This window comes from Streptomyces sp. SID5910 (assembly GCF_009862125.1).
Taxonomy (GTDB): Bacteria; Actinomycetota; Actinomycetes; order Streptomycetales; family Streptomycetaceae; genus Streptomyces.
On record NZ_WWHX01000398.1, the window covers coordinates 1 to 26,392 of the forward strand.

General features: G+C 66.3%; 29 protein-coding genes, 2 tRNA genes and 2 pseudogenes. 31 read left to right on the forward strand and 2 right to left on the reverse strand.

The window, feature by feature from the left end:
• The 6 genes and pseudogenes from GTW67_RS13620 to GTW67_RS13645 form a co-directional block, all read left to right on the forward strand.
• Positions 1-136: pseudogene (locus GTW67_RS13620) on the forward strand (ATP-binding protein); the annotation flags it as partial.
• Positions 133-486, forward strand: coding sequence for a MazG-like family protein (locus GTW67_RS13625; protein ID WP_161165070.1), 354 nt, complete (start codon positions 133-135; stop codon positions 484-486). The pseudogene GTW67_RS13620 and the gene GTW67_RS13625, both read left to right, overlap by 4 nt.
• Before the next feature lie 181 nt (positions 487-667).
• Positions 668-1,138 carry a DUF6099 family protein gene (locus GTW67_RS13630; RefSeq protein WP_161165164.1) on the forward strand — a complete coding sequence of 157 codons (471 nt, stop codon included), beginning with the start codon at positions 668-670 and terminating at the stop codon, positions 1,136-1,138.
• Positions 1,139-1,226: 88 nt separating this feature from the next.
• Positions 1,227-1,334, forward strand: a pseudogene (locus GTW67_RS13635) (LLM class F420-dependent oxidoreductase); the annotation flags it as partial.
• 16 nt (positions 1,335-1,350) lie between these two features.
• On the forward strand, positions 1,351-3,123 hold the full coding sequence (locus GTW67_RS13640) for a recombinase family protein (protein WP_237518834.1): 1,773 nt from the start codon (positions 1,351-1,353) through the stop codon (positions 3,121-3,123).
• A gap of 604 nt (positions 3,124-3,727) precedes the next feature.
• Positions 3,728-3,809 (forward strand) — tRNA-OTHER (locus GTW67_RS13645).
• A 12-nt stretch (positions 3,810-3,821) separates the two neighbouring features.
• On the opposite strand, the gene GTW67_RS13650 is transcribed toward GTW67_RS13645, so the two are convergent.
• Positions 3,822-4,154, reverse strand: coding sequence for a hypothetical protein (locus GTW67_RS13650; RefSeq protein WP_161165072.1), 333 nt, complete (start codon positions 4,152-4,154; stop codon positions 3,822-3,824).
• 62 nt (positions 4,155-4,216) lie between these two features.
• On the opposite strand from GTW67_RS13650, the gene GTW67_RS13655 reads away from it, so the two are divergent.
• A tRNA-Trp gene (locus GTW67_RS13655) sits at positions 4,217-4,287 on the forward strand.
• A gap of 400 nt (positions 4,288-4,687) precedes the next feature.
• Here GTW67_RS13655 and GTW67_RS13660 read toward each other — a convergent pair.
• The gene (locus GTW67_RS13660; protein ID WP_161165073.1) at positions 4,688-5,293 is read right to left on the reverse strand and encodes a DUF4352 domain-containing protein; all 606 of its coding nucleotides are present in this window, start codon (positions 5,291-5,293) and stop codon (positions 4,688-4,690) included.
• A 207-nt stretch (positions 5,294-5,500) separates the two neighbouring features.
• Between GTW67_RS13660 and GTW67_RS13665 the strand changes: the two genes are divergently transcribed.
• The 24 genes from GTW67_RS13665 (at position 5,501) to GTW67_RS13775 (ending at position 26,385) form a co-directional block, all read left to right on the forward strand.
• Positions 5,501-5,710: an HNH endonuclease gene (locus tag GTW67_RS13665; RefSeq protein ID WP_237518835.1), complete on the forward strand. Its 210-nt coding sequence runs from the start codon at positions 5,501-5,503 to the stop codon at positions 5,708-5,710.
• Positions 5,711-5,724: 14 nt separating this feature from the next.
• Positions 5,725-5,961: a hypothetical protein gene (locus GTW67_RS13670; protein WP_346010650.1), complete on the forward strand. Its 237-nt coding sequence runs from the start codon at positions 5,725-5,727 to the stop codon at positions 5,959-5,961.
• 257 nt (positions 5,962-6,218) lie between these two features.
• The gene (locus GTW67_RS13675; RefSeq protein ID WP_161165076.1) at positions 6,219-6,818 is read left to right on the forward strand and encodes a bifunctional DNA primase/polymerase; all 600 of its coding nucleotides are present in this window, start codon (positions 6,219-6,221) and stop codon (positions 6,816-6,818) included.
• 48 nt (positions 6,819-6,866) lie between these two features.
• Positions 6,867-7,034 (forward strand): hypothetical protein, encoded by a 168-nt coding sequence (locus GTW67_RS13680; RefSeq protein WP_161165077.1) that lies wholly within the window; start codon positions 6,867-6,869, stop codon positions 7,032-7,034.
• A complete protein-coding gene (locus tag GTW67_RS13685; RefSeq protein ID WP_346010651.1) occupies positions 7,034-7,492 on the forward strand; it encodes a phage terminase small subunit in 459 nt (152 codons plus the stop codon). The genes GTW67_RS13680 and GTW67_RS13685 overlap by 1 nt, the downstream gene beginning before the upstream one ends.
• Before the next feature lie 80 nt (positions 7,493-7,572).
• Complete coding sequence (locus GTW67_RS13690) at positions 7,573-9,207, forward strand: terminase large subunit domain-containing protein (RefSeq protein WP_237518836.1); 1,635 nt, start codon at positions 7,573-7,575, stop codon at positions 9,205-9,207.
• Between the two features lie 12 nt (positions 9,208-9,219).
• Entirely contained in the window at positions 9,220-10,740 is a 1,521-nt protein-coding gene (locus GTW67_RS13695; RefSeq protein ID WP_161165079.1) for a phage portal protein, read from the forward strand.
• A complete protein-coding gene (locus GTW67_RS13700; protein WP_161165080.1) occupies positions 10,721-11,530 on the forward strand; it encodes a hypothetical protein in 810 nt (269 codons plus the stop codon). The genes GTW67_RS13695 and GTW67_RS13700 overlap by 20 nt, the downstream gene beginning before the upstream one ends.
• A 40-nt stretch (positions 11,531-11,570) precedes the next feature.
• On the forward strand, positions 11,571-12,212 hold the full coding sequence (locus GTW67_RS13705; RefSeq protein ID WP_237518837.1) for a capsid assembly scaffolding protein Gp46 family protein: 642 nt from the start codon (positions 11,571-11,573) through the stop codon (positions 12,210-12,212).
• 109 nt (positions 12,213-12,321) lie between these two features.
• Positions 12,322-12,630 (forward strand): head decoration protein, encoded by a 309-nt coding sequence (locus GTW67_RS13710; protein ID WP_524539777.1) that lies wholly within the window; start codon positions 12,322-12,324, stop codon positions 12,628-12,630.
• Positions 12,631-12,643: 13 nt separating this feature from the next.
• Positions 12,644-13,666 carry a major capsid protein gene (locus tag GTW67_RS13715; protein WP_161165082.1) on the forward strand — a complete coding sequence of 341 codons (1,023 nt, stop codon included), beginning with the start codon at positions 12,644-12,646 and terminating at the stop codon, positions 13,664-13,666.
• Between the two features lie 243 nt (positions 13,667-13,909).
• Positions 13,910-14,290: a hypothetical protein gene (locus GTW67_RS13720; RefSeq protein ID WP_161165083.1), complete on the forward strand. Its 381-nt coding sequence runs from the start codon at positions 13,910-13,912 to the stop codon at positions 14,288-14,290.
• 17 nt (positions 14,291-14,307) lie between these two features.
• A complete protein-coding gene (locus GTW67_RS13725) occupies positions 14,308-14,640 on the forward strand; it encodes a hypothetical protein (RefSeq protein WP_202437197.1) in 333 nt (110 codons plus the stop codon).
• Positions 14,640-14,987: a hypothetical protein gene (locus tag GTW67_RS13730; protein ID WP_237518838.1), complete on the forward strand. Its 348-nt coding sequence runs from the start codon at positions 14,640-14,642 to the stop codon at positions 14,985-14,987. The genes GTW67_RS13725 and GTW67_RS13730 overlap by 1 nt, the downstream gene beginning before the upstream one ends.
• Positions 14,988-15,033: 46 nt before the next feature.
• Positions 15,034-15,345, forward strand: coding sequence for a hypothetical protein (locus tag GTW67_RS13735; RefSeq protein ID WP_237518839.1), 312 nt, complete (start codon positions 15,034-15,036; stop codon positions 15,343-15,345).
• A gap of 65 nt (positions 15,346-15,410) precedes the next feature.
• Positions 15,411-16,010: a phage tail tube protein gene (locus tag GTW67_RS13740; RefSeq protein ID WP_161165086.1), complete on the forward strand. Its 600-nt coding sequence runs from the start codon at positions 15,411-15,413 to the stop codon at positions 16,008-16,010.
• Positions 16,011-16,104: 94 nt separating this feature from the next.
• Positions 16,105-16,428 carry a hypothetical protein gene (locus tag GTW67_RS13745; RefSeq protein ID WP_161165087.1) on the forward strand — a complete coding sequence of 108 codons (324 nt, stop codon included), beginning with the start codon at positions 16,105-16,107 and terminating at the stop codon, positions 16,426-16,428.
• A gap of 152 nt (positions 16,429-16,580) precedes the next feature.
• The gene (locus GTW67_RS13750) at positions 16,581-16,835 is read left to right on the forward strand and encodes a hypothetical protein (RefSeq protein WP_237518840.1); all 255 of its coding nucleotides are present in this window, start codon (positions 16,581-16,583) and stop codon (positions 16,833-16,835) included.
• Between the two features lie 2 nt (positions 16,836-16,837).
• On the forward strand, positions 16,838-22,030 hold the full coding sequence (locus tag GTW67_RS13755) for an aggregation-promoting factor C-terminal-like domain-containing protein (RefSeq protein ID WP_161165088.1): 5,193 nt from the start codon (positions 16,838-16,840) through the stop codon (positions 22,028-22,030).
• A 1-nt stretch (position 22,031) separates the two neighbouring features.
• Positions 22,032-22,202, forward strand: a complete 171-nt coding sequence (locus tag GTW67_RS13760; protein WP_161165089.1) for a hypothetical protein — start codon at positions 22,032-22,034, stop codon at positions 22,200-22,202.
• Positions 22,202-24,391: a hypothetical protein gene (locus GTW67_RS13765; protein WP_161165090.1), complete on the forward strand. Its 2,190-nt coding sequence runs from the start codon at positions 22,202-22,204 to the stop codon at positions 24,389-24,391. Before GTW67_RS13760 ends, GTW67_RS13765 begins: the two co-directional genes overlap by 1 nt.
• A 40-nt stretch (positions 24,392-24,431) precedes the next feature.
• The gene (locus tag GTW67_RS13770) at positions 24,432-25,508 is read left to right on the forward strand and encodes a DUF5047 domain-containing protein (protein ID WP_237518841.1); all 1,077 of its coding nucleotides are present in this window, start codon (positions 24,432-24,434) and stop codon (positions 25,506-25,508) included.
• Positions 25,505-25,747, forward strand: coding sequence for a hypothetical protein (locus GTW67_RS36970; protein WP_202437207.1), 243 nt, complete (start codon positions 25,505-25,507; stop codon positions 25,745-25,747). The genes GTW67_RS13770 and GTW67_RS36970 overlap by 4 nt, the downstream gene beginning before the upstream one ends.
• Positions 25,748-25,782: 35 nt before the next feature.
• Positions 25,783-26,385, forward strand: a complete 603-nt coding sequence (locus GTW67_RS13775; RefSeq protein ID WP_161165092.1) for a hypothetical protein — start codon at positions 25,783-25,785, stop codon at positions 26,383-26,385.
• Positions 26,386-26,392 lie beyond the last annotated feature (7 nt).

Below are 26,392 nucleotides of genomic sequence, written 5' to 3' on the forward strand. Positions count from 1 at the left end.
CGTGCACCAGCGCGCCGAACTGCTGCGGCTGGCGGCCCGGATGTGCGACCGCGGGCACATCGGTCTCGTCGGCGCCGTCGCGGACGCCTCCTGGGCGGCGGCGCCGGGCGTCACGGTGGTACACCTGACGCCGTGACCGATCATCCCCGCCCCACCCCGGACCTGGCGGCGCTCCGGCGCAGACTGGCCGAGTTCGCCGCCGCGCGGAACTGGCAGCCGTACCACACCCCGAAGAATCTGGCCGCCGCCCTCAGCGTGGAGGCGTCCGAACTCGTCGAGATCTTCCAGTGGCTGACGCCCGAGCAGTCCGCCCGCGTCATGGACGACCCCGGCTCCGCGCACCGCGTCCGGGACGAGGTCGCCGACGTGCTCGCGTATCTGCTCCAATTCTGCGAGGTGCTCGGCATCGACCCGCTCGCCGCCCTGGACGCGAAGATCGACCGCAACGAGTCCCGCTTCCCCGCGCCGGACGGGAACAGAGAATAGGGGAGCCGGGCGCTCCGCTATCACTCTCCGCATCCACTTCCGGTGTCGTATCCCCTTTGTTGTCCGAATATTTCTGCCCAGCTATGGCTTTTCGTCCCACACACCTTCACTCTGGGTAGTGAGCAACGGAGTTCGGGCGGACGCGCCGCGGGCGGCGCGTCGGGACAGACGGGGGCAGCGCATGGACGCGGTGCGGCTCATCGTGACGAGCGGGCGTGCCCTGGCAGCCGGCGGCGAGGTGCCGGAGATGCTGACGGAGGTGTGGCAGGCGCAGGCGCTCGCGCAGGCGATCGGCAGCCGGCTGGCGGTCCACGGACCACCCGAGCTGCGCGGCGAGGCCCTGGGACTGACCGAACTGGCGGGCCGCGGCTGCGGAGTGCTGCGCACCCCGGACCTGGCCCCCGGTGAGCTGCGCGCCGCCCAGCTCACCGAGCTGGGCGACGCCCGCCAGGCCCTGATGTGCCTCGGCACGCTCCTCGCCGAGATCGGCATCGCCCTCGTCGGCATCGCCTGCACGGTGGACGACGAGGGCACGTACTGGCAGTGCATGGAGGCCATCGACGCGGCCGACGAGTCGCGGGACCGAGTCCTGGAGATGCTGCGCAGACTGGCGGACCGGGACGCGGCGTTACCGGAACGGGAGGCGGGATGACCCCTCCCCTCGGGCAAGGGGCGCGTACGCGCCGTGGCACGCGGGAGCCTGTCGGGCCGGAGCCGCCCGACCAGGCAGGATGGACGGCATGGAACTCCGTATCTTCACCGAGCCCCAGCAGGGGGCCACCTACGACACCTTGCTCACCGTCGCGAAGGCCACCGAGGACCTCGGCTTCGACGCCTTCTTCAGATCCGGTACCGTATCTACCCATGGAGCTTGTAGCCCTGGGGGACAGGGATCAGGACATGATCAGGGCCGTGACTTACGAGCGTCAGAGCCACAAGAGCGAGACTGACAGCCAGGCGTCACCCAAGATGCAGCGCAACAAGAGTGTCGCGTACATCAACAGCCAGGACAACTGGACGCACATCGACACCGATTACTCGGACATCGGCCTCTCCGGCTACGACCCCAACGTCTACCGACCTGGGTTCGAGCGGCTCATGGAGGATGCCAGGGCGCGCAAGTTCGACGTGGTGGTGATCTACATGCTTTCCCGGCTGACCCGACAGGGCGCAGCGGAGGCTATGCAGATCCAGCAGGAGCTAGCAAAGTGCGGGGTCGCAATTGTCTCCACGCAAGAACCGTTCATCAACACGTCGGATGACAACCCCTTCGGTGTGGCGTTCTTCGCGCTTATCGCCGGCCTGGCGCACCAGGAGTCGAAGAACAAGAGCAAGTTCATTCGCGACGCTTTCAAGGAGCTGAAGGCCCGCGGGTCCCATTCGTCGGGACCGGTGCCCTACGGATTCGACGCAGAACCGGTCCAGGTCGACAAGATCACCGTCCGGAAACTGAAACCGGGAACGGTGAGCGACGCGGATATCGGACCCGAGTCGACGCCGGCCGACAACGTCCGGTACATCATCGCGCAGGCTGAGGAGGGCGCGAAGGAAAACGCCATCGCAACGGACCTGACGGAGCGCGGGGCAAGGACGCCGCTGGGCAGTCTCGACGAGAAGGCCGCGGAGGCTCGCCGAAAGGCGTCACGCGCTCGTCGGAAGGGCGGCAGCAGTGACGAGGCCGACAACGAATGGTCGTCGACTGTGGTGCGCCGGATCCTCCGCGATCCCCGACTGGCCGGGTTCGCTATCGGCCCCGTGGATCCCAAGACGAAGCACCGGGAGATCCTCCGCGATGAGGAGGGGCAACCCGTGCGGCCGCATGAGGGATTCATCGGGCCCAAACGGTGGTACGACCTCCAGGCCGTCCTAGACGGTCGCAAGAGAACACGCAGGGTAGACAGGGCTGGCACACTAACGTTCCTGGGGTCGTGGGGCGCTCTTCGGTGTGGACTATGCGACGCCGGCATGACGGTGTCCAACGCCGATGAGACGTACGTGTGCAACCTCCGTCGAAGCGTGGGGGACGTTCCGAAGCACGTCCTACGCATCAAGATGAAGGACACCAACAATGTTGTTGCGGCTCTCCTGTGGGCCAAGGTGGCGGCACTGGACCCCGGCGACGATGACGATGTCGCCCTCCTCGCAGCAGCCGCAGAACGGTTCGCCGTTCAGGGTGCCGATCCGGAGGCGGCTGCGGAACTGGCGGAGCAAGAGGCGCAGCTTGCTCATGTTCAGAAAAGCATGAAGGAGTTGTACGCCGATCGGGACGACGGCCTGTACGAGGGTCCCACGGGACGTGCAGCGTTCAAGGACACCATCCAAAAGTACCGGGCTCACGAGACCCGATGCGCGGCGCGTGTCGATGAGCTGAGGGCCGCAGCGTCGACGGCTACGCGGCTCCCGCTGGAGGCGTGGACAGGAAATGGTGACGACGACCCGTTGGCGAAGGGTGGTCTCTGGTCCCGGTGGGATGTACCGGAGCAACGGGCGTTCTTGTCGCTGTTTGCCGACCACGTCATCGTTGGTCCTGCGACAACAAAGCGCGGAACGGCGTTTGAGAGGATCAGGGAGCGGGTCGAAGTGGTGTGGGCGACGCCGGACGAGGGGGAATCTGATAACAACTCGGTAACGGCTTGAGGCGGGCTTGGGTGCGTTGAGAGTCACTCTTCCAGGGCTCTCAACGCACCCAAGCCCCTCGTCGCCCGCCTCGCCGACGTCGCACCGGCGCCTCGTCCTCCACAGGCGCCTGTGGATAACTGCGGAGGGTAAGGGGTGAGGTGTCATGTGTCGCTCTGTGTAACGTGATTGGCCAATCCGGGTGCCAAAGTGTCGAACTAACCCCCTACTTTCAATTTCTTCTAACGCGTGTAGAGAGAAAATGAAAAAGGGGGTTAGTTCGACACTTTGACACCCGGTCTGTCCAGGGCCGTTTCCAAGATCGTTAACGCGTCACATGCGCCCCATAACAGTAGTAGGAGGGAAGGACGAGGCGACCGCGACGAGTAGCGTGCGGCCCGCTTCCCTCCCCGACGGCCGGCACCGCTCCCGTGCTCCCCGCACTCTCCTCCGGGTTGAAGCGCGGTTGCAGCGGTCCGGCCGTCTCAGACTTCCGTTCGTCAGGCAGCGTGCGCCGGATCTTGCGAGGGTCGGCAGGCAGACGCGGACGGGGAGGGTGCGCACGGAGACGGTAGGCGGTGGGAGATGCCCATGCGCACGGAGACGGAGACGGAGGCGGCCCGACGGTCTCTTCGGCTAACGGTAAGCCGCCCGTGTAGGCGCGTAAGCGCTGAGGGGTAACCCCGGTTCGACTCCGGGCGGGACCACGACGGCTTCCGTCATCTATCCTGCGGCTGCTCCGCGGAACCCCCTAGCACCCACGCGTCGTACTCCTGACGGACGTAGTCTCGTGGCCGACCCACCCACTGAGGGTCTTCAGGCTCCAGCGGCCCCCGGGACGTCTTGAGCTTGGCGTCGTACTCCAGCAGCCGGAGAGCGTAGGTGTTGGCCGCCGGTTTTGCTGTCGGCTCGTGAGGGCAGGCGATCTCGAAGCGGTCGGCCACGGCCGCGCGTCGGAGGAGGTACTCCCGACGTCGCGGGAAGCCTTCTACCTCATCGGTGATGATCGCTAGTCGGTGTACTTCGGCGAACTCCCTCAGTAAGTCTTCCACGAGGGGATTTTATGACTCGCCGGTGTGCGACGGCCGGCACTCGGACCCCACGGTCCGGACGAGCGGGCGTAGCTCAGTGGTAGAGCAGCGGTCTCCAAAGCCGCCTACGGAGGTTCGATCCCTCCCGTCCGTGCGAGGGGCGTCCCGTGCGTGACTGATCAGCGCGCGCCCGATGTAGCGGACACTCCGTGCAGGGCTAGGACCCGACGGAGACACCGCACGCTGTCCGACGGCGGGACCCGGGCAGCACCGACACAGCAGGAAGGCGGCCCCAATGTTGCTGGAGCCGCCTTCATCCCCGCCAATGCGGGGAGCAGGATCAAGCTGTGCCCATAACGCGGGCCATCCCCGCTGACGCGGGGAGCAGTACTACGCGCCCCTAAGGCTGGGGCCATCCCCGCGGGTGCGGGGAACAGGTACTTCTCAGACCCCTACTTCGAGGTCACACCCCGCTGACGCGGGGAGCATGCGTTCCACGCTAGCAGACACGCCCCGCCCCGGTGGAGAGTTCCCGGGAGCGGGGCTGAGTTCGTTCAGGAGGCAGGCATCTCGATGACGAAGGCCGCCTCTGCGTTCGGGTCTTCCGTCCCGACGTAGCTCACCTTTCCGCCCTTGGCGGCGACGTCGAGCACGATCTTCCCTGTGACGGCCTGGCCCGGCTTGTACGTTGTGTCGAGCGACGGACCGTCCCCGACGCCCTCCAGCGTTGTCGCGTCCTGGGCGGCGTGGGTCGCGTCCTCCCACTTCGTCATCCCGTAGAGCATCACGTCCGCCGGAGCCTGGCCGACGTTCTTCAGCGTGAGCGTCAGCTCGACGAGCTGACCTTGTTCCGGTTCGGCGGCATCGATCTCAGCCGGCGTCACGTAGCGCACGCTGTCGACGCTGACGGACATCTTCGTCTTCACCGCGTAGTTCTGCCCCGTGTCGTCCGTCTCGCCGTAGGCCCACTCCGTCGTTTCCCCGACCTTCAGAACCGGAGCCGGGGTGGCGGATGCCGACGAGGACGGCTCCTCCGACGGCAAGTCGGCGGGGTCGATGGTGGCTTCCGCAGCCGGCTCCTGCTTCGGAGCAGCGCCCGCGGAGTCGTCTCCGGAGGAACACCCCGAGAGCAGAGCGAGCGACAGGACGACGGCCGGCACAGCGGCACGGCGAATGTGAGCGCGCATAGCGCATCCCCCCATGAATCAGTGGCCCTCCCTGGCCACGTGGAGCCCACAGCGTAAGGCACGGGCGCAGGACGAGGAGGCGCTATGGCGTGGCAAGGCAGCACACGCAAGAGCCGGCTCCCGACGAACTGGGCGTCACTGCGGCGCCGTGTCCTGCGCAGGGACAAGGGTGTCTGTCAGATGCCCTTCTCAGACGGCCGCATCTGTGGCGCTGAGGCCACTGACGTGGACCACATCGTCCCCGGTGGTGACCACAGCATGGCCAACCTGCGGGCCTTGTGCTCGTGGTGCCACGCACGTAAGAGCAGCAGTGAGGGTGGTGCAGCAGCGGCACTCACGCGCGTGCGTATCGACCGACCCAAGCCCACACACCCGGCCCTGGAGGACTGATGGCAGGCGCTCACGTGGTGCTGGAGGAGGCAGACGACACGGGCGAGCAAGGCGTCAGCGTGACGCGAGTGCTCGTCAACGGCGTTGATGTTGGTCGACTCGCGAAGGCTCCGAAGATCAACGTCGGAGTCGATCGCACGTGCACGACGGTGACGCTCACGCTCGTGCCCAGCCGGCTGGAGATCAGAGGCGAGCACGCCGACGGTGATCGTCGCGAGCCCCGTGCCGGCTTCGGTTCGAAGATCGATTAGCCCCGGGGGCCAGGGGGGTGATCCCCTCCGGCAAGATCAGAAGCCCGAAGAGGTGCTGGGTCTCGCGGTCTGTACGGGTCTGGGGGATGTGGGCGAGGCGTCCACAGGCGCCTCCTGGAGGGCCGAACGCCGGCCTCTCGGGCTGATCTGACCCCCGGAACGGCAGGCGGGCGCACAGCGATCCGGTCTCACCTGTTATGCAATCACCGCAGGTCAGGGGGGTTGAAAGTGTGACCGGCCGCCCTTAGGATGGACCCATGACTAGGACGTGCGAGCACTGCCGCGGGGACATGCCGATCATGGCTCGCTCCCACGCCAAGACGTGCTCGCCCCGGTGCCGCAAGGCACTTTCGCGTGCGAAAGTGCGCAACCCGCTCCCCGTCGAGCTGAAGACCCGCGACAGGTGGGTCCGGCGCGACGCGAAGAAGGTCCCGTTGACGTCGGCCGGCATGGCCGCGTCCTCGACGGACCCGCGGACGTGGAGCACGTACAAGGACGCTGCTGCCTCGACGGCCGGCGTCGGTCTGGGCTTCGTCCTCTCCGACGAAGACGACATCGTGTGCCTGGACCTTGACCATTGCGTCAACCCGCTCACGGGCCGTGTGGCTCCGTGGGCCGCAGCCATTCTCCGCGACGCGGGCGCCACCTACGTAGAGGTGTCCCCGTCCGGCGATGGCTTGCACATCTGGGGCCGCGCGGACGTCCGACAGGGACGCCGCATCCGACGCCCCGACGGTACGGCCGTGGAGATCTACGGGACCGGCCGCTACATCGCAATGACGGGGCGCCGGCATGGCTCCTCCCCGTCGATCCTCGCGGACCTCTCCGCGGTGGTTTCCAAGCTGACGGCTCGCTAGCTCCCGACAGGGGACGGACAGCCGTTCCTTACCCGGGAGGTGTCCCTCATGGCTGACGAGCCCGATCGTCACTGGTACGACAACGGCGGCATGTTGCCTGCCTCCCCGCGCTGGATACGGCTCCCCGACGAGGAGCATGTGTTCACCGCTGAGCAGTGGGGGGCCCTGACGAAGAAGCTTGCGGACCTCCGCGCCGACGATGCGGAGGCCGACTAGTGGCCGGCCGCGGACCCGCCCCCAAGGACCCGTCCAAGCGCCGCAGACGCAACGCCACGGAGCCGGAGACCATCGTCACCGCCGACGACGAACTCCGCGGCCCCGAACTGCCCGCGGGCGTGCTCGGTGACGAGGACGGCGTCCCTGTCGAGTGGCACGCCATGACTCAGCTCTGGTGGAACTCCTGGCGGACGTCAGCGCAGGCGCAGACCTTCACTGACACGGACTGGCTCTTCCTCATCGACACCGCCCTCATGCACCACACGATGTGGGCAAAGGGCCGGTGGGAGTTCGCCTCCGAAGTGCGCCTCAGGGCCGCCAAGTTCGGCGCTACGCCGGAGGACAGGGCCCGACTGAAGCTGAAGGTCGACCAGCCTTCCGCAGGCCCTCAGAAGCCCGTACAGCGCCCCGACGGGGTGACGGACATCAACTCCCGTCGCGCCCGCCTGACCGGTTAGGAGACCGCGTGCCGCACGTCACCGTGCGCGCCCCCGGTCATGACAGCAACCGTTCTTTGGGATGGCTTGCCCTGGCGTGGATGGAATGGTTCGTGGTGCACGGCCCTGGCGACGTTCAGGGAGAGAAGGTGCATCACGGCGACGAGTACTCGCAGTTCGTAGCCGACTGCTATGCGGTCGACGATGAGGGGAAGCTCCTCTACGACTCCGCGTTCTTCAGCCGCCCGAAGGGCTGTGACAAGTCTGGCCTGGGCGCCCGTATCGGCCTCTTCGAAGCACTCGGCCCCGCTCGGTTCGTCGGCTGGGCCGAAGGCGGGGAGACGTACGAAGACCCGTGGGGCTTGGGCTTCTATCACGAGTACCAGCCTGGCGACCCTATGGGCCGTCCGGTCAAGGTCCCCTACCTCCGCATCATGGCGACGGAGGAGGGCCAGACCGGCAACGTCTACGACACCATCTACTTCAACCTGACCGACGAGGCGTCGCCGCTGAGTCAAATCCCGGGCGTCGACCCGGGCCTTACGAAAATCAACCTACCTGACGGCGGGGAAATCACCCCGTCGACCGCCTCCAGCTCCTCGAAGGACGGCGGCAAGGAAACGTGGGTCTGTTTCGACGAGACGCACCTTTACAACACCCCAGAACTCCGCAGGATGTACGCGACGGTTACTCGTAACCTCCGCAAGCGGAAGAAGGGCGCCGGTACGTGGTATCTCGAAACCACGACCATGTTCGCCCCGGGGCAAGACTCCGTCGCTGAGCGCACCTACGAGGAAGCCGAAGCGATTCGTGAGGGGAAGAAGAAGCGCGGGCGCGCGCGTCTCCTCTACGACCACCGATACGGCGTCTGCAAGAACCTGAAGGACGAGGACGAGCTACGAGCGGCCCTCATCGACTCCTACGGCGACGCTATGGAGTGGATGGACCTGGAGACGCTGGTCGACGACTTCTACGACCTGCGTAACGACAGCGCAGACGGCAAGCGGTACTTCCTCAACTCCCGGACCTCCTCCAGTGACTCGTGGATGGAGCCCGACGCGTGGGAGGTTTGCCGTCGGCCGGAGCCACTCCAGCCCGGTGACCTCGTAACTCTCGGCTTCGACGGGTCCATTCGCGACGACGCCACGGCACTCGTTGCCTGCCGCGTCTCTGATGGCCACCTACAGCTCCTCGGAGTCTGGGAGAAGCCAGAAGGCGTAGCGGGCGAAGGTTGGCAAGTCGACCGCGAGGCGGTAGACAACTGCGTCGCCCGTGCCTTTGACCGCTACGAGGTCTGCGGCTTCTACTGCGACCCGCCACACTGGCAGGACTACGTAGACAAGTGGACGTCGGAATACGCCGACGGGCTCCAGATAAGCGCCACGCAGGCGCGTCCGCTGGAGTGGTGGACTAACCGCCCTACGGCCATGGAGCACGCCCTAGACCGCTTCGTAGAGGCTGTCGACGACAAGGCACTCAGCTTCGCCGGCACTGCGAAGGCCGACGACGAAGAGGAGTTCTCCCGGCTGGGCGCCACGCTTACTCGTCACGTTCTCAACGCCAAGCGCCGGCCGATGGGCCGCAACCACATGGGCATCGGGAAGGAACACCCGAAAAGCCCGAAGAAGATCGACGCCGCAATGGCGGCTGTCCTGGCGTACGAGTGCCGAGCCGACGCCGTCGCAGCCGGTATCACGAAGCGCAAAAAGCGCTCGTCCAAACTACATGCCTTCTGAGGGGGTGCGTGAATGCCTGTCGAAGCCGACGTGCCGGAGTCCCCGGGCTGGTGGCTCAAGAGACTGGGGAAGAAGCTCCTCGACGAGCGCGACGACACCCACGACAACGAGGGCGAAGTCACGCCGGGACTGGAAACGCTCGCCAAGTTCGCCGAAGGCCGCGCCCCGCTCCCGACCCTCCCCGGGGTTGACCCGCGGGAAGTGGCCTCGTGGATGAAGGACGCCCGAACCAACTGGACCTCCCTTGTCCTCGACTCCACCGTTGAGCGCCTGGGCGTCGACGGCTTCCGCTTCGGCGGCACCGACGGGGACGGCGACTCCGGCAAGGCGGACGACGACACCAACCGCATCTGGCGTGAGAACGGCATGCGTGCTGACTCCGGCCTCGTCCACTACGGAGCGCTCTCGCAGCGACGGGCGTACGTCCTCGTGGAGAAGGGAGACGACGGCCGCCCCGTCCTGACGCACGAGACGCCCCTCCAGGTGGCTGTGGAGCACGAGCCAGGCAACCACCGGCGCCTGGCCGCGGGCCTCAAGATGTGGCGCGACGACTGGACTGGCACTACCCGGGCCACCTTGTGGACCCCGGATCGGGTCTACGGCTTCACCACGAAGCGGGAGCGTCCCGGCTTCTCCTTGCACTCCGCGGCACTTCGGGAGTGGGAGGCCGCAGCCCTCCCAGGTATCCGGGAGACGGACGTCGAGAACCTCCTCAAGATGGTGCCGCTCGTCCCCTTCATCAACCGACGCAACCGCCGACTCAGCGGCTTCGCGGAGCACGAAGACGTGATCAGCGTCCAGAACCGTATCAACCTGTCGCTCATCATGCTCATCGCCGCCATGAAGTACGGCGCGTTCAGACAGCGTTGGGCCGCCGGCCTGGAGGTCGACGAGGACCCCGTCACAGGCCAGAAGATCCAGCCGTTCACGCTGGACATCAAGCGTCTCTGGACGACGGAGGACCCCGAAGTCCGCTTTGGGGAGTTCGCCGCCACTGACCTCATGCCGTATGTGCGGGCCGTGACTGCGGCCGTGCAGGACCTGGCCGCGATCAGTAGGACCCCACCGCATTATTTGATCGGAGCCATTGTCAACGTCTCCGGCGACGCCCTGAAGGCCGCTGAGACGGGCCTCGTGGCAAAGGTGGAGGACCGACAGACCGCCTTCGGAGAGTCCTGGCAGAACGTCATGCGCCTGGCCTTCCGAGTGCTGGGCGAGACGGAGAAGGCCGAAGCCTTTGACCTGGAGACCGTGTGGCGTGACCCCGAGTCCCGTACGGTCTCCGAACTTGCCGACGCTGCCGTGAAGAAGCAGGCTGCCGGCGTCCCGTGGCGTCAGCGCATGGAGGACATGGGCTACACCCCGACGCAGATTTCCCGCATGGAGATCGACCGGGCGGCCGACGCCTTGACCGCGCAGACAGCAACCGACCCAACGGCCCCGCCTCCAGCCTCTCTCGACGACGCCCGCGCCCGTCGTGACCAGCGCACGGTGATCAGCCGAGAGGACGACGATGGCGCTAACGCGGCTTGACCGTCGCTACGGCTCCGCTGTCCGCGGCGTCTGGACGAGCGTCCTGGGGCGGACCACACGGTCGTTCCTGGGGCTGGGCTCCTGGCGTGACGAGGACGCCGACCGTTTCCGACGCCAGACGCTCCCGGTCATCCTGGCCGGCGAGCGTCAGGTAGCGAGTCTGACGGCGTCCTACCTCGAACAGCTCTACAAGGACGTTGACGCCCGCGGCCCCCGCGTCTCCCTGGACCTCGACGAGGTCACGGGAACGGCGCTCCGCGGCGTCGATCCCGGCACCGTCTACGACCGACCCTTCAAAGAGTTGCGCGCGGCACTGGGCGATGACGTCGCCCTCGACGAGGCCGTCAACCGGGGCGCTCACCGTCTCGAAACCCTCGTGAAGACGGACCTACAGCTAGCCCGGACGCACACCGTGCGGGAGGTGTCGGCCGACATGCCGCGCTTCACGTACACCGTCCGTGAGCTGCAAGGCGAGTACGACTGTGCCCTCTGCATCATCGCGTCCACGCAGCGCTACCACAAGCGCAACCTTGCCCCGATCCATCCCGGCTGTGACTGCCTCGTCAAAACGGTCACCGCCGACTACGACCCGGGCCAGGTCATCGACGAGGACACGCTAGAACGCCTCCACGACCTCGTTGAAGAGGCCGTCGGCAAGGCGGACCGCGGAGGACGCGCGGTCGACTACCGCAAGATTCTCGTCGCCAACGATCACGGCGAAATGGGCCCTGTCCTTGGTTTCAAGGGCCAACGGTTCACCGGACCCGACGACATCAAACTTCCGACCTGACGCCCGCCATGGGCCGATGACTCCCGACAGGGGACACCGCATGCCTCGACGCACTCTCGCACGTCGTACCAACCTCCTGACCCTGGCCCACGAGCCGTGGACCCTCTACGAGGACGACCCGGCCAACCCGGGCGGTGGGGGAGGTGGCAGCACGGCGTCCGTCAACGAGCACGGGTTCCCCGACAACACCCCGTGGCGGGACATGTCCGCGGAGCATCAGGCGGCGTACTGGCAGCACCACTCGAAGAAGTGGGAGCAGCGGGCGACTTCCGCCCCCGACGCTGCGGAGCTGGAGCGTCTCCGGACCGCCGACGAGGAACTGAAGACCCGCAAGGCGGCCGACCTGAGCGAGACGGAGCGACTCCAGAAGGAGCGTGACGACGCTGCCGCAGAGGCTGCTACCGCGAAGGCGGAGGCAGCCACGGCTACCCGTAAGGCACTCCTCCTCGAAGTCGCCGCGAACAAGGGCCTGACCCCCGCGCAGGCGACCCGCCTCCAGGGCTCCACGAAGGAGGAACTGGAGGCCGATGCCGACGCCCTGAAGGCGGAGTTCGGCGCAACTGGCCAGGGCGGTAGCACCGGCGGCTCTGCCCGCTCGGGTGGCGCTCGCGGCTCCGATGTCGGCGGCTCCAACGGCGTGTCGACGGGCGCTGAGCGCTTCCGCCAGCAGCACGGCAAGTAACCACTAGTCCACTGGAGGACACATGGACCTCAACCTGAAGGTTGAGTCTTTCACTCAGGACCGCCGGGATTGGCTGGGGTCCGCCCACGGCACCGACGCTCCCGTCTCCGTGACCCTCGATGTCTCGAAGTTCACGAAGGCGACCCATTACCCGGACGGCTACCTGAAGAGCGGTATCCCGCTCGGCAAGATCACGACCGGCGGCAAGTACGGCCCGTACGACGACACGGCCACCGATGGCCGGCAGACCCTCGTGGGCTTCCTCTTCACCGCCCAGGACGTCGACGCTCGCAAGGTCGCGTCCACTTCCGTCGTCGGCTCGATGCTCATCCACTGCTTCATCCGTGAGGCGAAGCTTCCCGTCTCCGTCGACGCCAACGGCAAGGCGGACGTCGCCGGCCGCGTCATCTTCGTCTGAGAGGCCCTGATACATGCAGCTCATCACTGAGTACGCGACTCCCGCGGAACTCACCGGTTACGCCCGTGAGGCGCTCCGGTTCCGCGAGGAGAACGCGCTCAATCTGAACCGGTGGCTCCCCAACGAGACCATCAACGACCTGACGTTCCGGTTCAACCGGGGCGGAGGCGGCCTGACGGAGGCGGCGAACTTCCGTGCCTTCGACGCTGAGTCGGACATCGCGACCCGCTCCGGCGGGGCCCGGGTGAGCGGTGAACTGCCGCCCATCTCGCGGAAGATGCCGGTCGGCGAGTACGAGCAGATCCGCATGCGGAACGTGGACACGCAGAACGCGGAGATCCGTGACGCCATGGAGTCCGACTCCGTGAAGCTCGTCGCGCAGATCGCCGCGCGGCTGGAGCTTGCCCGCGGGCAGGCGCTGTTCAACGGCTCCGTCACCCTGAACGAGAACGGCGTCCAGGCGTCCGTGGACTTCGGCCGGTCGGCCGCGCACTCTGTCGCTCCCACGACGGCGTGGACGAGCACGGAGACCGCGACTGCGTACGATGACCTCCAGGCGTGGCTTGAGGTCTACAACGACACGAACGGCGGCCTCCCCGCCTACACCCTCATGTCGCGGAAGATCTACAACCAGCTCCGGAAGAACAAGCAGATCCGGGAACTGGCTTTCGCCGGCTCCGCGTCTGCCCCGGGCGTCCTCACTCGCGAGGGTCTGAACGCCGTCCTCGGCCAGTACGACATCCCGCCCATCGAGATCTACGACGCCAAGGTGTCCGTCGGCGGGGTGGCCACTCGCGTGACTCCGGAGGACAAGTTGCTCTTCCTGCCCGAGCAGGGCGACGCGGCTGGCAAGACCCTGTGGGGCGTGCCGGTGGAGGCGAACGACCCGCGTTACGGCCTGGCCGGTGACGCTGCGGGCATCGCTGTCGGCGGCTACAAGAGCGAGGACCCCCAGACCGTGTGGACCCGCGCGACTGCCATCGCGCTCCCCGTCGTGGCGGCCCCCGACCTGACCTTCGTCGCTGACGTCCTCTGACCAGAAACGCGAGGCACTGACACATGGCCACCCTGGCAACGAACGTCCACGTGACGGACGACAAGGGCGTGACCCACGTCTTCGGCCCCGCGGACGAGGTCCCGACGTGGGCTCAGGCCCTCATCACGAACCCGAAGGCGTGGGCAGTGCCGCCGGTCGCGTCAAACGACTCACGCGACATCGCCCAGCCTGCGACGAAGCCCGCTGCGAAGCGTGCTGCGTCACGGCGGAAGGCGGCTCCACGTGACTCTGTTCAGTGAGGCCGAACTCCGCACGCTCCTGAAGCGCCCGCTGGCGGCCGACGAGTGCACGCTTGCCCATGACCTCACCGCGGATGCGTTCTACGGTGAGGTAGGGGAGCGGCTGACGGACCCGCCTCAGCGCGGAGTGAAGTCGGTCGCCCTGGCCGTCGCTGCCCGCATCCTGACGAACCCCGCGGGGGTCCGGTCGGAGCAAGCGGGCGGTATGCTCGTCAGCTACGCCGACTCCGAAACGGGCGTGATGCTCTCTGACGACGAGCGGAAGCGGCTGCGACGGGCCGTCGGCATGGCGGCTGGCGCGTCCTCCCTGGACATTGCTCCAGAGGACTACTGCCCGCCTGTGAGGGTCTGGAGGGCGCTGTGAGCCTGATAGCTCAGCTCATGTCTGAGACCCTCGTCGTCGAACGCCCCGGTCCTCCGGTCCGTGACTCCACGGGGTCAGAGATCCCCGGTCCGCCCGTGCGGATCACCGTCAAGAACTGCGCGATCATGAGCCCTTACGGCGTGACGGTCGGCTCGTCGACGGAGACACACGACGCGTCAACGGTCGTCGAAAGCCGACGAGTCTTCGCCGCACCTCGTGGTACGGACGTCCGGCCCGCGGACCGCATTCTCCGTGGCGACGAGGTCTGGCAGACAGAGGGGGAGCCGCTCGTCTTCCCCCTGACGTCGCTTGCCCGCGTCGAGATCTTCGTACGGCGGGTGACCGGCTGATGGCTTCAGACGCTCGCCCGACCTACCGGGGCCGGTACTCCGGTATCGGCGCCATGTTCCAGCGCCCATGGATGCAGCGCGCAGCGCGCAAGACGGCCGTCCAGATGAAGGGGGCGGCGGAGGGCCGCTCTCCTCGCGAGACGGGCGAGTATTCCCGCTCCTTCGACGTAGTGCCGGTCTTCCTGAACATCCCCTTCCGGGGCAAGGCACGTATGCGCGCGGGAGCCCGCCTCGTGAACACCTCCGACCACGCTGCCCACGTCGAGTACGGCAACGGCAAGACGCCCCGGTATGCCGTCCTACACAAGACGATGGACGACTTCAAGGCGGCACATCGTGGCGCCTGACATCGAGGCCGTCCTGAACCCATGGGCAGAGGAACTGACTGGCGTCATGGCCGGCGCAGAGACGCCCGCAGACCTGGAGAAGAAGCTCCCGCGCATCCGCATTCAGCGCGAGGGAGGTTACGCACAACGGTTTGCGGACCACCCCCGCGTGTTCGTCGACGTCTTCGCCGCCACGGCGGACGAGGCGCGCACCCTGGCCAACGACCTCTGCGACGCGCTGCTCTTCCTGCGCGGCCCCGTGAGCGGCTCCGTGATCCGCTCCGTGCGCTGCGACTCCGGCCCGTCCCGGCAGCCGTGGGCAAACGAGGCAATCCACCGACGGGGCGCCACCTTCACCGTGTCCTTCCGGGGCGCATAAACCACTGACACTCCGACCCGACGTCGTACCCGGCGTGCGGGTCTCTCGCATGCCCTGGAGGGCTCATGGCGGATACCCGCAATGCCGATCTGACGTTCGGCGCCACTGACTACCTTGTCCACCTGGCGCCCATCAACGCGACGTCGCCCACGGACTTCGCTGACCTGGCCACCCCGTGGCAGTGCCTTGGATGGGTCACCACCGACGGCGGTACCTTCACCATCGAGGAGGAGAGCCAGGACGTCAACGCCGCTGGCTCCCTGGAGCCGATCCGGACCCTGATGACCCGGTCGACGAAGTCACTTCAGGTCACCTTCCTGGAAGGTCTGAACCCCCTCGTCCGGTCTCTGTACGACAACGTCCCGGTGGCCAGCCTGAAGCCCAACGAGACGACTGGTGTCGCCTCCTACGACTTCCCCGACAAGCCCAACGACCTCCGATACGCCTTCGTCTTCGACACCCTCGACGGCGACAAGCGGATGCGCTACTTCATGCCGAACGGCAAGGTGGTCGAACGTGGCGACGAGCAGCCGCAGACCGAGGACGTCATGTCGGTGCAGATGACGTTCCGCTTCTACAAGGGCGCGTCGAACACAGCGGCCGTGAAGCGCTTCATCGACTACGGAAGCGTCGATGTCACCGACTTCTTCCCGACCACTCCGTAAGTGACCAGCGGGGCCCGTATCTGCGCGGGTCCGGGCCCCGCTTCATTCCAGACCCGCGCACAACGTTTTACGCAACGAGCAAGGAGACCCGCGCATGTCTGAAACCACCACCCCCGCTGAGGCACAGGAGCTGGAGGCGTCGGAGGATTACGCCACTGCCGATCTGTGCGGCGTCGACCTCCGCGTGAAGAACGCGATGCACTGGCGCCCCTCGCACATGCGAGCCCTGCGGCAGAGCGACTTCGACACCTGGGCGGCCGGCGTCCTGCACGAGGACGACGTCCAGACCTTCATCGAACTCGACGCGACCTTTGAGGAGATCTTCGACTTCGTCGGCCGTGCCGGCGAGGCCGTCGGCGAGCCGGTGGGAAAGTCCACTGGACGTGCCAAGTCCTCGCGGACCACGCGGAGGCGCTAGAGGCCGACATCCCGCGGTACTACCCGGGCGCGCGAGTGCTCGATGTGTACCGCGGGACGCTGTCCCTGCGCACCCTGCGGACGTGGATAGAGCACCTTCCGCCCGAGAGCGCGACGAAAACCGCCCTGCGGAACTCTGTGCCGGCTGACGTCATGGACAAGGCGGCCGACGAGGCACGCCCCGACCTGGCACCGTGGAGCAGCGCGGAGACGTTGCTCGCCCAGGTGAAGGATGAACTCGTCCGCGTGCGGCACACACTGATCGCCGTCAACGGCGGCAAGCCCGGCGAGTTCGTGCCTACCCCGCGCCCCGGCGTCCCGCCGAAGCGCAAGCAGAAGTACCGCCGCCTGAGCGGCGACCAGCGAGCCGCCCTTGATCCGCGGCTGAGATCCCAGCCGAAGGAGTAGGTATGGCCGGCGACCTGGACATTGTCGGAGTCGTCGGTGTCGACGTGGTCCCCGTCGCACCGATGCTCCACACCCGACTGAAGGCCATGGTCCTCCCCATCGCGACGCGAGTGGGCGAGGAGGCCGGCGAGAGGATGGGCGACGCCATCTCTCGCAAGATCACCATCTCCATCCCCGACGCCATCACGACGGGTGGCAAGGCTGCAACCGTGGCGGCCACCCGTCAGGGCAACAACACGGGTGGCGCCTTCGCGCGCTCCCTCCGTGCCAAGCTGGAGCAAGCGTTCCGCTCCATGCCCAAGCTCGACGTCAAGCTGAGCGACACGGGCGTGGACGCGGAGCTTGCTCGTGTCAGGGCGAAGCTGGAGGCCCTCTCCAACAAGCGCATCGGCATCGACGTCGATGCGGAGACGGCCCGCGCCCACGTGGCGGAGCTGGAGGCGGAACTCCGCCGACTGGGGGCAGCGCACCCCAACGTGGCTGTGCGTGTCGACACTGCCGCCGCCCGTGCGGCTCTCGCGGCCTTCCGCGAGGAGATTGACGCCGCCACTGCCGACCCCGCCACGATCCGCATCGAGACTGACGGCGCCCTGGGCGCTCGCATTCGAGCGGCCGTGCGGGAGGCGGAAGCGAGCCTCCCCAACATCAACATCGATGCGGACACGTCGCCCGCTCAGCGTGAAATAGCGGCCCTGCGCGCACGCCTGACGTCGATGAGGGACCTGAAGATCGGCGTCGACATCGACGCACCAACGGCCCTGGCGCAGATCAACGAGATTCAGGCCCGGCTCCGGGCGCTGTCGGCGCAGCGTGCGACACAGGTCGACGTCGACACGGGTCGAGCCCGCGCGGCAATAACGAACCTGAACCTGATGATCGACCGCCTCCGGGGACGCACCCCGACGGTCGACGTCCGCGTCGATGCAGCGGCCGCAGAGGCTCGCCTCGCCGCCGTTCAGCACCAGGTCAACGACCTCGACCGCGACGACGTCCACATCTTCGTGCGGGCCAACACGGCGCAGGCACACGCGGCGCTGCTTCAGCTCTCCGTCGCGCTGGGTGTCGTGGCCTTCATGCCCATCGTCCCTGTGGCTGCCGCAGGTCTGGGCGCCATTGCGTCGGCGGCCCTCGTAGCTGCCGCTGGCGTCGGCTCCCTCGCGCTCGTCGCTGTTCCCGCCATCAAGGGCGTCACGAGCGTCATTCAGGCGAAGACGGCCGCGGAGAAGGAAGCCGCATCCGCGACGGACAAGTCCGCTGCCGCATCCGTTAAGGCTGCACAACAGGCTCTTCAGATGGCGAGCGCGCAACAGGCTCTCACGTCCGCTCACCGTAACGCTGCGAAGTCCATTGCGCAGGCCAACCGCCAAGTAGAGGACGCTGAGCGGGCCCTTGGTCAGGCCGCAGCCCGCGCCATGGAGCAGCGGGAACAAGCTGCGAAAAACGTTTCACGCGCTGAGCGATCCCTCGTCGACGCCCAGCGCAGTGCGGAGCGCGCAGAGCGGTCGCTCATTGACGCTCAGCTCGACGCCACGAAGGCGCAGCAAGATCTCAACAGGGCCCGGGAGGACGCCGCCCAGCGGCTCTCTGACCTCCAGGACCAGCTAGAGCGGGGCAAGCTCGACGAGCGCGAGGCCACACTCCGCGTCCGTGAGGCGCAGGAGGAACTCAACAAGACCCAGCGCGAGTTCGACGCCGGCAAGGCGACGGAACTCCAGCTCCAGCGTGCGCAGCTCGCCTACGACCAGTCGGTCCAGGCTGCGGCGCAGCAGAAGAAGGACTACGCCCAACTCCAGAAAGACGCGGAGGCCGCTAAGAAGGCCGGCGTCAGCGGGAGCGAGGAAGTCAAATCTGCGGCTGAGCGACTCGCCAATGCGCAGCGCAACGTCCAGGACGAGACGCAAGCGGTAGCCGACGCTCACCGCAATGTCGCGGACCAGGTCGAAGCCGTAGCCGACGCCCAGAAGGACGCCGCCAAGGCGCAGGTCGACGCCGCACAGACCGTGGCCGACGCTCAGCGGGCGATGTCCGACGCCGTGCAGAACGCGGCCGACACTCAGGTCCAGGCTGCGGAGTCCATCGAGTCTGCGGAGCGAGGCGTCGAGTCGGCTCGCCTCTCCGCCATCGACACCACGGCGAAAGCCACCTCAAAGGCGGACGAGTACCGTGAAGCACTTGCGAAGCTCACGCCGGAGCAGCGTGACCTCTACGACTCCATCGCCGGCCCCGGCGGGCTGACGGAGGCGTACAAGGAATGGGCGAAGAGCCTTTCCCCTGACGTCGTCCCGCTCTTCACGCGAATGGTTGACGGGGCGAAGAGGAGCCTCCCTGGCCTGACGCCTCTGGTAAAGAACTCCGCAGACGCCGTCGGCGAGCTGATGGACCGCGCGAGTGCGGACATGAAGGGCGACCCCTTCTGGGATCGCTTCAAAAAGGGCGTCGCGGAGAATGCCAAGCCGGCAATTGTCGGATTGGGTATTTCTTTCGGTAACGTCTTCAAGGGAATGGCGGGCGTTCTCGACGCTTTCTTCCCCCACATGGACTCCATATCGGAGCGCATGCAGCGGATCACGAAGCGGTTCGCTGACTGGGGCACCGGCCTGCGCGGCTCCCCGGAGTTCGAAAAATTCCTCGACTATTCGTCGGAGCACGGGCCAATGGTGGCCGAGACACTCGGCGACCTGGCGGAGGCATTCCTCGATTTGGCAAAGGCGCTCCAGCCTTTCTCTGAGGTCGTCATGGAAGCGCTCCAGTTTGCCTCCGACGGAATCAGCTACGTAGCGGAACACGCGCCGTGGGCTATTCAGCTCCTCTATGGCCTGTGGGTGGCGACGAAGCTATGGACGCTCGCGATGTCCATGAGCCCCATTGGGCGGGTTATCACGGGGCTATTCCTCCTGGCCCTGGGCATAAAGTATGCGTGGGATCACTTCGAGTGGTTCCGCGACATTGTCACAGGCGCTTGGGAGGGAATTCAGTCCGCCGCCGACGTAGCTTGGAATGACTTCCTGAAACCCGCGTTCGAAGGAATTCGCGACGGGGCGAAGTGGGTCGGCGATAAACTCGTATGGCTCTGGAAGGAAATATTCGTTCCGGCGTGGGATATCATTTCCTATGCAGTCCGCGTGGCCGTGGCGATCATCCTGACGGCAGCTATCACCCCTCTCTGGCTGGGGATTCAAGGCATCGGTCTCCTGGCGTGGTGGCTCTGGACGGACTGTTTCAAACCGACCTGGGACCTCATCGCCGGCCTTGCGGTATGGGTCTGGGAGAACGCGCTCAAGCCTTTCTTCCAATGGGTTTGGGATGGGCTGAAGTGGGTCGGCGATAAATTCGTCTGGCTCTACGAGTACGGAATTCGTCCCACCTTCGACTGGATCTCCGCTAAGGCATCGTGGCTCTGGACGCACGCCCTCCAGCCTTTTTTCAAGTGGGTTTGGGATGGGCTGAAGTGGGTCGGCGATAAATTCGTCTGGCTCTACGACCACTCGATAGGCCCCGTCGCCGGGTGGATCGCCGACAAGTCCGATTGGCTCTGGGAAAAGGGGCTGAAGCCTGCCTTCGATCTGATCAAGGACGGAGTCGGCCTTGTCGCCGACGCGTTCGAGGATGCGAAGAAGGCAATCGGAATTGCCTGGGATAAAGTAAAGGACATTGCCAAGGGCCCCGTAAACTTCATAATTGAATGGGTTTACACGAAAGGCATCAAGGCCGTTTGGGATAAGGTAGCAGGATTCGTCGGACTCGACAAGCTCCCTACCGCACCTAAACTCCTGGAAGCCGGTGGAACCGTCGGCAACGGCTGGGGCGTGGCGGCCCCGATGAAGGTCAACAAGCCGACGGCAATTGTCGGCGAGGGTGACCCTCGATACCCCGAGTATGTCATTCCCACCGATCCCAAATATCGATCCCGCGCCGTCGCTCTGCATCAGCAAGCGGGAACTCAGCTCCTCGAATCCGGCGGCGTTATCGGCGGTGCGTGGGACTGGACGAAGGACACCGTCTCTGACGTCGTCGGTACGGGTGTCGACTGGGCGAAGGCTGCCGCGGATCTGATGACAAATCCGTCGAAGATCTGGGACAAGCTCGTCGCGCCTGTCCTCTCGAAGGTGAAGGACGGCGTCGGTGACTCGCCCATGGGCAAGGTGCTGACGAAGATCCCGACGAAGATCGTCACGGGCCTGAAGGACAAGATTGTTGACGCCGTCTCGTCCCTGACCTCCGAGAACGGGGGATGGGGAGGCGAGTGGCAGAAGCCAGTGAACGCCAACTTCGGTACGAAGTTCGGCGTCCCGGGCTCCATGTGGGCTTCCGGGCATCACACGGGCCTGGACTTCCCGGCGGCAACGGGAACGCCGATCAAGGCTGTAGCCAACGGACGCGTGTCCCTTGCGACGTCGGGAGGCCCCTACGGCAAGCACGTGATCATCGATCACGGAGGCGGCCTTCAGTCGCTCTACGCGCACATGTCCCGCATCCGCACCACGGTTCCGAAGTCGGTCAACGGCGGCAGTCGCATCGGCGACGTCGGCGCCACCGGCAACACCACGGGCCCGCACCTCCACTTGGAGGCGAGGCTTAACGGCAAGGCCGTCGACCCCATGAAGTACCTAAGTGGGGGAGGTGGAGGCGCTCAGGCCGTCGGTGCCGCGCAGCAGTATGCGAAGGGCATCCTCTCGCAGTACGGATGGGGCCCGTCGCAGTTCTCCCCGCTGAAGAAGCTGTGGGACGGCGAGTCCAACTGGCGGTGGAACGCCGAAAACCCGTCGAGCGGTGCCTACGGTATCCCGCAGGCCCTCCCGCCCGACAAGATGCGGACGGCCGGCGCGGACTGGCGGACGAACGCGAAGACTCAGATCAGGTGGGGCCTGAGCTACATCAAGGGCAGGCCCGACTACGGGTCTCCCGCGGCTGCCTACTCCAAGTGGCTCAGCCGCTCGCCGCACTGGTACGACGACGGCGGCTACCTCCCGCCGGGGCTCTCCCTCGTCGCCAACGGGACCGGTCGCCCGGAGCCGGTCTTCACCGGTTCCCAGTGGGATGACATCCGCTCCGCGAAGAGCGGCGGGTCAGCGGAGGTCCACGCGCACGTGCGGGTCTACGTCGGTGACCGGGAAATCACGGACATCGTCCGCACGGAGATCGACACCTACGACGCGTCCACCGCAACTGACCTCAACAACGGAAGGTGGGTCTGACATGCCCGACGAAACGCCGACTGAGGGCGTTGTGGTCCCGCCCATCATGGAGTACGAGCCGGAGCCCGTGGAGCCGGAACCGCCGATCGTGCCCACCATGCCTCCGTCGGAGGACGGCAGCCCGATCACCGATGGTCCGACGTACCCCGTCCCGGGGGAGGTTGTCGAGTAGTGGCCATCATCGGCAACCTACTGCCGGAGAACGCGGAAAGCGTCGAGACTGACGCCTCTGCGTGGTCGGCCCTGGTCAACGCCACGGGGCTCGCGCGAGGCAACGGGGGGACCGCCGGGTCCTTCTGTCTGCTCTTCAAGAGCGCATCGACCGGGGATTGCCAAGTCGGACTGGCAACGCGGGTTGCCGTGACGGCGGGGGCGGAGTACTGGGGCTGCGCCTCCATCTTCCCCCCCGCCGCTGGGGCCCAGTCCCGGCTCGAAATCCGCTGGTACAACTCTGGCGGGACCCTGATAAGCACGACTCAGGGGCCTCTCATTACCGCTCCGTCCGCTACCTGGCATCAGGTAGCGGCTACCGGTGTTGCCCCTGCTGGCACGGCGACGGCCCTTGTCGTCCTCCGTGTGACAGCGACGGCCACCAATCAGAGTTGGTTCGCTGACCGTGCGTACCTGGGCGTCCCACTCCTGTCGACGGGCAACCTCCTGCCGTACAACACAGAGTCGGTGGAGATCGATGCGAGCGGGTGGGGCGCACAGACGAACGCTGCGCTGTCCATCTCACCGTCTTCGTACACGTGGTATCAGGCGCTTCGCATCACTGCCAACGCCAGCGGCTCCGTCCTGGTACAGAGTCAGGCGACGCCGGCTGTTACGCCCGGTGCCGAGTACGTGGGGTCGTGCAACGTCACTCCCGCGCAGGCGGGAACCACCTTCCGCGTGGCTATCCAGTGGAGGGCGGCAGACGGTTCGACGGTATCCACCTCCACGGCACCCTGGACACCCGCGACAGGCGGATGGACGCGGTGCAACGTCGTGGCCGTTGCCCCGCCCGGTGCGGCCTCCGCTCGCCTCCAGATCAGCCCGACGGCAACAGCGTCTGGACAGTCTTGGGTCTGTGACCGTCTGGTTCTGGCGCCGACAAGCACACTTGTACTGCCCGGAAACCTCCTGCCGTACAGCACGGCCAGTATGGAACAGGACATCTCCGGATGGACGGTGACGGGGGCCACTGCTTCCCAGTCGTCGGCGCAGGCAATAAACGGCGACTACGCCCTTCGACTTGTCGGCACAGGCGGGGCTATCACTGCGACGGTGACGAGCCCCGTACCTGTGGTGGCTGGCGTTGGGTACCAGTTTCGACCGATCAGCCGGCAGGCCGACACACGCGTCTACCGCACTCAAGTCGAGTGGCTGAACTCCAACGGTGACCCGGTCCGCACACGGTGGCAGGCGTGGGGAGGACGTCCTGATGCCTGGCTGGTCAGCGCCATGGGTGACCTGGCCCCCGACGAGGCGGTGTCCGCACGGCTCTCGTTCATCATCCCTGACGCCTCCGCAGGTGACGTCTGGTACCTGGACAGCGTTGCCTTCTCGGAAGGCGGCTTGACGGCGAAGGCGGCTGCGGCGGGGGGCGGAGGCGCAGCGGTCACCGTCCGCGGGCTGGCAACGGGCGGGCCGACGTGGACATGGTCTCTGACACGGATCGTCGGCGGCCAGGCGGCACAGCCTGTTCGCGGATGGGCCGGTGACCTTACCGCCCAGACCATCACGGGCGACTCCGCCGTCATTACGGACTACGAGACGCCTCTAGGCGTGCCCGTACAGTGGCGAATACGGATCGAAGCCCCGTCTGGGTCGGTCGGCTCGTACTCCTACACCTCCGACCCCATCACCCTGGACGCCGATCCCACGTCCGTCTGGCTGAAGGACCCGGGCCTCCCGCAGCGCTCATGCAGAGTCACCGTCGGAACCCCCATGCCGACGTGGAAGCAGGACGCCCGCCAGAGTGTCAGTACCGTCCGCGGCCGACGACTCCCCATCGTCATCAGTGATGCGCGCGGAGGACGGACAGGCGACCTCACCGTCATCACAGAGACCGTGGACGAGGTGGCGGCACTCGACTGGGTGCTCTCCAGCGGAAGCGTGCTGCTCCTCCAGTGGCCTCCAGGCTGGGGCGAGAACGACATGTACGTATCCGTAGGCGACGTGTCCGCGGCCCCAATCGTCGACTTCGCCGAATTCCGAGACCGCACGTGGGTGCTCCCGCTGACGGAGGTGGACCGCCCGATCGGCGGCGTCACCGGCAGCGCTGACCGCACATGGCAGGACGTCAAGGACGACGGCACCACGTGGGCGGAGGCCCTGGCCGGCGCCTCGACGTGGCTAGACGTCTACACGGGAGCGTGAAGCACTTATGTACCCAGTGAGCGCTCAGTTCCTTCAGACCTTGGCGACCTCCCACACGATGGTCGCCAAGGTCGACGCGTACTACGCCGGGCAGCTCCTCCGCGCGGACCTCCCCTTCAGCTCCGGGTCCGTCACGGTCGACCGGGCGAGCAAGAGCCGACGGAAGTTGGCCTTGACGGTCCCGGACCCCGCCCTTCTGCCACGGGGCGAGATAGACCCGCTGGCCCCCTACGGTCAGCAACTCGTCGTGTCCCGCGGAATCCGCTACACAAACGGCGCGGAGGAGTGGGTCCCGCTCGGCACCTTCCGGGTCGACAACCCCTCTGGTGATACCCACTTCGGTCCGGTGAACGTATCTGGGACGTCGATGGAGTCTGCGGTAATCGACGACAAGTTCCAGGTTCCAACGACCACAAGGGGAATGGGTGGTTGCGTCGACGCAATGACGACACTCATTCGCCAGACTCTCCCCGACGCCGTGGTAACGAACCTGACGACAGGCAATCGAAATCCGTCCGTCGCCGTTGCCACGTGGGACGCCGGCTCCGACCGTTGGGACGCCGTTACGCAAGTCGCCCGCGCGATGAGTGCGGAGATATTCGTCGACGCGCAGGACCGCTTCGTAATCACCGACCTACCCGACGTCGTAAACGGCGCCGTTGCGTGGGACATCGCCGACGGAGAGGGCGGCAACCTCATCGCCTCCTCCCGTTCCGTCTCACGAACGGCCGTTTACAACGCCGTTGTGGCATCGGGCGAGAACTCCGCTTCCGGAGCAATCCCAGTAAGCGCGACGGCGAAAGACGTCAGCCTGAGCAGCCCGACGAGATGGGGCGGCCCTTTCGGCAAGTCCACGAAATTCATTTCGTCCGCCCTATGGATTACTGCGGGCGACTGTCAAGCGGCAGCGGATTTCGAGTTGTTCAACGCCATTGCGCCCAATGTGGAGGCGGCCCTAGACACGCTGCCGAACCCTGCGCTGGAAGGCAACGACATCGTCCGCGTCATCGACGGAGGCCGAAAGGAAAGGTTCCTTGTGCAGTCCCTGACAATCCCACTTACGGCCGACGCGAACTTCGCCATCACCCTTCGTGGGGGGAAGGAGGAGGCGGCGTGAAGCTCAGAGACGCAGTTCAGCGCATCGCGCTCCAGGCCGTCGAGCAGCATGCCGCCTCCTGGTTCCTGGCCTCTGTAACGGCCGTCAATGAAGACGGAACCGTCGACATCTCGACGGCCCGCGGCCCTGTCCCCGGCGTCCGCCGGCTGAAGTCGTATTCCGCTCCAGCGGTTAACGACGTAGTCAAGGTATCGCGGAACTCCGACGGTAACTGGGTTGTCGACGGCGCCCTTGCCTGACCTATTCGTAAAGCGCTGGAGGAGGCGCCTCAAGCATGCCCAGAAATGACGCATTCTCTCAGGGAATTCAGTACCCAGTACTGGGCGATGCCCCTGACATCGAAGTCGCCACGCAGACCATCGTAAACGGCATCGTCCCGCAGACGGTCATGCGTTTCGCCAATGCCAACGCGCGTGCGGCTGCGTTGTCTGGTGAGTCGGCCCCCGTTCCCGGAATGGTGACCTACCTCAACGCTGAGGATCGCTACGACCGACGGGACGGAGACGGCATTTGGCGTCCGTTGAGTCCCGGACCGTGGAAGCCGTTCACGTTCGCCACCGGGTACAGCGCCAATTCAGGTGGGCCCGCGTACCGAATTGTGAATGGTGAGGTTCACCTTCGGGGAACCATCTCCAAGAGCAACGGAAGCGCCCTGACGGTGAACGCGGAAACGCGGCTGGGAACGCTGCCGACGGAGGCACGCCCCAACGCGTACCGGTACTTCATCCAGCCCACGCAGTGGACGACGAAGAACGGCGTCTCCTACTTCCACGCTCGCGTTGGCGTGTTCCCTGACGGGACGATCAACTACCTGCTCCCGCTGAACTCGCAAAGCGACTGGATCGGCCTCGACGGCATCAAGTTCAGCATCGAGTAACTACGCC

Excerpts from the sequence above, each read along its gene's own strand:
- GTW67_RS13630 (WP_161165164.1), top strand. The coding sequence starts at position 668 with ATGGACGCGGTGCGGCTCATCGTGACGAGCGGGCGTGCCCTGGCAGCC.
- GTW67_RS13640 (WP_237518834.1), top strand. The coding sequence starts at position 1,351 with ATGGAGCTTGTAGCCCTGGGGGACAGGGATCAGGACATGATCAGGGCC.
- GTW67_RS13665 (WP_237518835.1), top strand. The coding sequence starts at position 5,501 with ATGCCCTTCTCAGACGGCCGCATCTGTGGCGCTGAGGCCACTGACGTG.
- GTW67_RS13675 (WP_161165076.1), top strand. The coding sequence starts at position 6,219 with ATGACTAGGACGTGCGAGCACTGCCGCGGGGACATGCCGATCATGGCT.
- GTW67_RS13680 (WP_161165077.1), top strand. The coding sequence starts at position 6,867 with ATGGCTGACGAGCCCGATCGTCACTGGTACGACAACGGCGGCATGTTG.
- GTW67_RS13690 (WP_237518836.1), top strand. The coding sequence starts at position 7,573 with ATGGAATGGTTCGTGGTGCACGGCCCTGGCGACGTTCAGGGAGAGAAG.
- GTW67_RS13695 (WP_161165079.1), top strand. The coding sequence starts at position 9,220 with ATGCCTGTCGAAGCCGACGTGCCGGAGTCCCCGGGCTGGTGGCTCAAG.
- GTW67_RS13700 (WP_161165080.1), top strand. The coding sequence starts at position 10,721 with ATGGCGCTAACGCGGCTTGACCGTCGCTACGGCTCCGCTGTCCGCGGC.
- GTW67_RS13705 (WP_237518837.1), top strand. The coding sequence starts at position 11,571 with ATGCCTCGACGCACTCTCGCACGTCGTACCAACCTCCTGACCCTGGCC.
- GTW67_RS13715 (WP_161165082.1), top strand. The coding sequence starts at position 12,644 with ATGCAGCTCATCACTGAGTACGCGACTCCCGCGGAACTCACCGGTTAC.
- GTW67_RS13725 (WP_202437197.1), top strand. The coding sequence starts at position 14,308 with ATGTCTGAGACCCTCGTCGTCGAACGCCCCGGTCCTCCGGTCCGTGAC.
- GTW67_RS13730 (WP_237518838.1), top strand. The coding sequence starts at position 14,640 with ATGGCTTCAGACGCTCGCCCGACCTACCGGGGCCGGTACTCCGGTATC.
- GTW67_RS13735 (WP_237518839.1), top strand. The coding sequence starts at position 15,034 with ATGGCCGGCGCAGAGACGCCCGCAGACCTGGAGAAGAAGCTCCCGCGC.
- GTW67_RS13740 (WP_161165086.1), top strand. The coding sequence starts at position 15,411 with ATGGCGGATACCCGCAATGCCGATCTGACGTTCGGCGCCACTGACTAC.
- GTW67_RS13745 (WP_161165087.1), top strand. The coding sequence starts at position 16,105 with ATGTCTGAAACCACCACCCCCGCTGAGGCACAGGAGCTGGAGGCGTCG.
- GTW67_RS13750 (WP_237518840.1), top strand. The coding sequence starts at position 16,581 with ATGGACAAGGCGGCCGACGAGGCACGCCCCGACCTGGCACCGTGGAGC.
- GTW67_RS13755 (WP_161165088.1), top strand. The coding sequence starts at position 16,838 with ATGGCCGGCGACCTGGACATTGTCGGAGTCGTCGGTGTCGACGTGGTC.
- GTW67_RS13760 (WP_161165089.1), top strand. The coding sequence starts at position 22,032 with ATGCCCGACGAAACGCCGACTGAGGGCGTTGTGGTCCCGCCCATCATG.
- GTW67_RS13775 (WP_161165092.1), top strand. The coding sequence starts at position 25,783 with ATGCCCAGAAATGACGCATTCTCTCAGGGAATTCAGTACCCAGTACTG.